5 protein-coding genes are annotated in these 4,002 nt (G+C 70.6%); 3 read left to right on the forward strand and 2 right to left on the reverse strand.

Features of this window, described 5'->3' with window-relative positions:
• Positions 1-36: 36 nt before the first annotated feature.
• Positions 37-618: a TetR/AcrR family transcriptional regulator gene (locus ACAM49_RS39145; protein ID WP_369640566.1), complete on the reverse strand. Its 582-nt coding sequence runs from the start codon at positions 616-618 to the stop codon at positions 37-39.
• Between the two features lie 78 nt (positions 619-696).
• On the opposite strand from ACAM49_RS39145, the gene ACAM49_RS39150 reads away from it, so the two are divergent.
• From ACAM49_RS39150 to ACAM49_RS39160, 3 genes are read left to right on the forward strand one after another with little or no spacing between them, the layout of a single operon-like run.
• Positions 697-1,542, forward strand: coding sequence for an NAD(P)H-binding protein (locus tag ACAM49_RS39150; RefSeq protein ID WP_369640567.1), 846 nt, complete (start codon positions 697-699; stop codon positions 1,540-1,542).
• A 45-nt stretch (positions 1,543-1,587) separates the two neighbouring features.
• Complete coding sequence (locus ACAM49_RS39155; RefSeq protein WP_369640568.1) at positions 1,588-2,013, forward strand: hypothetical protein; 426 nt, start codon at positions 1,588-1,590, stop codon at positions 2,011-2,013.
• Between the two features lie 10 nt (positions 2,014-2,023).
• Positions 2,024-2,461: a MarR family winged helix-turn-helix transcriptional regulator gene (locus tag ACAM49_RS39160; RefSeq protein WP_369640569.1), complete on the forward strand. Its 438-nt coding sequence runs from the start codon at positions 2,024-2,026 to the stop codon at positions 2,459-2,461.
• Between the two features lie 10 nt (positions 2,462-2,471).
• Here the strand turns inward: ACAM49_RS39160 and ACAM49_RS39165 are convergent.
• Positions 2,472-4,002 (reverse strand): primosomal protein N' (locus ACAM49_RS39165; RefSeq protein WP_369640570.1); only part of this gene is annotated, 1,531 nt, incomplete at its 5' end.

A 4,002-nucleotide genomic window follows, 5' to 3' on the forward strand; every position in this document is an offset into this window, starting at 1 on the left:
GCCCAATCCCAGCCCGCCCGAAACTGAATCCTCGGATTACGTTGCGGGGACCAGGGAGTCGATCCAGCGCTCCAGGCGGGCGCCTTCGGCTTCCATCATGGCCGGGTCGCGGAAGGTGTTGGTGAGCAGGGAGATTCCCTGGTAGGCGGCCAGTAGGGCGACGGCGAGTTCGCGGGAGTCGTTGCGGCCCATGGCGGCGAACTGGGTGTCGATCCAGTCCAGTAGGCCCCGCATGACGTCGGCGAGTTCGCGGTCGAGGCCGTCGGCGCGCTTGTCGAGTTCGGTGGCGAGAGTGCCGGAGGGGCAGCCGAATTGGGCGGCTAGTTCGCGTTGGTCTACCCAGCCGCGGACGAGGGCCTTCAGGCGTTCGGCGGGGGCGTCGAACTGTTCGAGGGCGGCGATGATCTCCTGGGCGGTGCGCGCGTGGGCGCTGATCGCCGCTTGGACCAGCTGGTCCTTGGTCTTGAAGTAGTAGTAGACGTTGCCCACAGGTACCTCGGCGGCGCGCGCGATATCGGCGATGGTCGTCTTCTCGACTCCGCGTTCGTGGAAGACCTTGGCCGCCGCGTCCGCCAGCCGCTCCCGCTTGCCCGCATTGGCGGCCACTGAGTTAGTCATACAACTAACTATAGACAATGCCCGGTCGAGTGCCCTACTGTTCGAGTTAGTCAGCCAACTAACTCAGGAGTGAGACAGATGATCGTGGTGACCGGAGCGACCGGAAATGTCGGCAGTGCCCTCGTGCGTGAGCTCGCGGCGGCCGGCGAGAAGGTGGTCGCGGTGTCGCGGGGCGAGAAGCCGGTGGATCTACCCGAGGGCGCCGAGCACCGCCGGGCCGATATCGGCGATCTCGCGAGCCTGACCGAGGCGGTGGCGGGCGCGCGGGCACTGTTCCTGCTCATCACCGGACCGCAGCTGGTGCAGGGACCGCCGCCCGCCGAGGTGCTGGAAGCCGTTGCGGCGGCGGGTGTTCGGCGCGTGGTGTTCGTGTCCTCACAGGGCGCGGTGACCCGCCCCGGCAGCGACGGCTACGCGCGCACCCTCGAATTCGAGAAGGCCCTGGCCGCTTCGGATCTGGAGTGGACGGTGCTGCGGCCGGGCGGGTTCTTCACCAATACCTTCGCCTGGATCGAACCGGTGCGCACCCAGGGCATCATCCCGGCCCCGTTCGGGGATGTCGGTCTGCCGCAGGTGGATCCGGCCGATATCGCCGCCATGGCCGCGGCCGCCTTGCTCGAGGACGGCCACCACGGGCGGGCCTACACCGTGATCGGCCCGGAACTCGTCACCCCTCGCCAGCAGGCGGAGGCGTTGACGGCCGCGCTCGGGCAGCCGTTGCAATTCGTCGAGCTCACCCGTGAGCAGGCGCGGGAGAACATGCTGCGCTTCATGCCGGAGTCCGTCGCCGACCACACCCTCGAGATCCTGGGCGCGCCCACAGCCGAGGAGCAGCAGGTCAGCGGCGACGTCGAGCGCGTACTGGGCCGCCCCGCAACCAGTTACGCCCAGTGGGCGGCCCGCGTCGCACCCGCCTTCCGCTGAAACTCGACATTGCCATATTCGTACGCATGTGCATATCGTATGTGTATGCATACGATAACTTTCTCCGAAGGCACCGTGCTGATGCCGTGGACTCCGGGCCCGAACCACCACCGTTCGGGCCCGGTCTTCGTGAGCGTGACCGACTTCCTCGCGGGCTCGGAAGACGAAGCGCGCGAGATCTATTCGACCGGGCTGGAGCTGGGCAAGACCTGGCCGGTCATGCAGGGTGCCGTCGGAGTGTGGCTGTGGGGCAGGCCGTCGGAGTTCCGGGGCGGCTCGATCTCGGTGTGGGAATCCGAACGCGATATGCGCCGGTTCGTGCGCTGGCCCGTGCACACCGCGATCGTGCGGGCCTGGCGCGGCCGGGTCGGCCTCGGCGTCGACTCCTGGCAGGCCGAGACCTTCGACGCCGACGCCATCCTGACCCGCGCGGGCGACACGATCGAGAGGCCGCACGGGCGGGCCGCCTAATCTTGTCCGCATGACAGACCGTCCGGACTTGGCAGCGATGATCGTCCCGCTGGGCCGCGCCCTCATGGCGGCCGAGCAACCGGTGCTGGCCGCCCACGGCCTCACCATGTGGGGCTACGTCGTGCTGCTGCGCCTGGACGAGACCACCACACGCGGGCAGGGCGTGCTCGCCCAGGAGATCGGGGCGGACAAGACGCGCATCATCGCGGTGCTGGACGACCTGCAGGACCGCGGCTTGATCGAACGCCGCCCGGATCCGGCCGACCGGCGGGCCCGGCTCCTCGCCCTGACCCCTGCGGGCCGTCGCCTCCGCGATGCCGCGCAGGCCGAGATCCAGGCCCGGGAGGACCGTCTCCTGGACAAGCTGCCCGACGCGGACCGGCGCGGCTTCCTCAACGCCCTCACCACCCTGGCCGCCCTCCCCCGCGACGAAATCACCGGGGGCTGAGCGCGATCGGCTAGCCGATGTCGATCGGGTCGATCTGGACCCGGAGGGGTGCGTCGGAGCGGTGGGTGCTGCGGACGGCCTGGGCGGCGGTCAGGGCCCGGGACAGGGCCGCTCCCGACGCGCGGTCGGCGCGCAGGATCATGCGTTCGACCTCGGCGGGGGAATCGCCGGAGGAGAAGGGCTTTCGCGCGCCGGGTGGCAGCGGCACCGGGCCGAGGATCTCGACGTCGTCGGGAAGTTTTGCCTCGCCGAGCAATTCGGCGATCGAGTCCGTGGTGCCGTCGATGGCGGCGAAGCGGACGGCAGGCGGGAAGCGCACCTCGGCGCGCTGGCCGAGTTCGAAACCGGCGTGCCACACCGGATCCCAGCGCACCAGCGCCTGCACGGTCGGCAGTCCGGCGTCGGCCATGACGATGACGCGGCCGTCGGGGCGCACCAGGGCGGCGGCGGACATCCAGCGGCGCAGCGTGTCCTCGGCGGCCCGCAGGTCGGCGCGGCCGAGCAGGGCCCAGCCGTCGAGGAGCATGGCGACCGCGTAGCCGCCGGGGACCGGGGGTTCGGCGCCGATGGTCGACACCACCACCTGCGGCCCCTCCGGCACCGAGTTCAGGATCGAGGTGCCGCCCGAACCGCGCACGGGCACACCGGGAAACGCGCGACCCAGCTCCTCCGCGGTGCGGGAGGCGCCGATGACGACGGCCCGCAGCGCCCGCGATCCGCACGCGCCACAGCGGAACGCGGCCTCGGTGATTCCGCACCACCGGCAGGCCGGGCTCTGCGCCTCCGCGACACCTTCGCGTCCGCTGCGCAGCGCGCCGCGTGCCGATGGCGCGCTGTCCGGCAGCGCCAGCGGACCGTTGCAGTGGCGGCAGCGCGCCGGAGTCCGGCACTTGGCGCACGACAGCGCCGGAATGTATCCGCGCCGCGGCACCTGAACCAGCACCGCCCCACCGGCTTTGAGCGCCTTGCGCGCCTCCGTGAACGCGACCGCGGGAATGCGAATGGCCTGTGCGATCGGATCCCGTTCCAGCGCCGCGTCGGTATCGCCGGGTGCGGTGATGCGCGGCATCGCCTGCCGCAGCACACTGCGATTCGCCAAGAGGTCATGCGCCCAACCGGATTCGACGATGGCCTGCACCTCGGCCGTGCGCGAGAACCCGCCCGCCACGAACGCCGCCCCGGTCTCGTGCGCCCGCAGCATGGCCACTTCCCGCGCATGCGGGTACGGCGACCGCGGCTCGGCGAACGTGTCGTCGCCGTCATCCCAAATGGCGATCAGCCCAAGGTCTTTCACGGGTGAGAACACCGCACTGCGTGTTCCCACCACCACCTTCGCCTGCCCCCGCAACACCGACAACCAACGCCGATATCGCGCCGAAGGCCCCAGCCCGGCGGCCAATCCGACCGCCGACTCCCCCACCAGCGCAACGCATTCGGTCAGTACGCGATCCAAGTCCCGCTGATCCGGCACCATGATCACCGCCCCGCGCCCACCCCGCACGGTCACCGCCGCCAACTCCGCCAGCCGCTTCGCCCAGTCC

The organism is Nocardia sp. JMUB6875 (assembly GCF_041154655.1).
In the GTDB taxonomy this organism is placed as follows: Bacteria; Actinomycetota; Actinomycetes; order Mycobacteriales; family Mycobacteriaceae; genus Nocardia.

Coding starts and splice junctions, on each gene's coding strand:
- ACAM49_RS39150 (WP_369640567.1), top strand. CDS start 697: ATGATCGTGGTGACCGGAGCGACCGGAAATGTCGGCAGTGCCCTCGTG.
- ACAM49_RS39160 (WP_369640569.1), top strand. CDS start 2,024: ATGACAGACCGTCCGGACTTGGCAGCGATGATCGTCCCGCTGGGCCGC.
- ACAM49_RS39155 (WP_369640568.1), top strand. CDS start 1,588: ATGCATACGATAACTTTCTCCGAAGGCACCGTGCTGATGCCGTGGACT.
- ACAM49_RS39145 (WP_369640566.1), bottom strand. CDS start 618: ATGACTAACTCAGTGGCCGCCAATGCGGGCAAGCGGGAGCGGCTGGCG.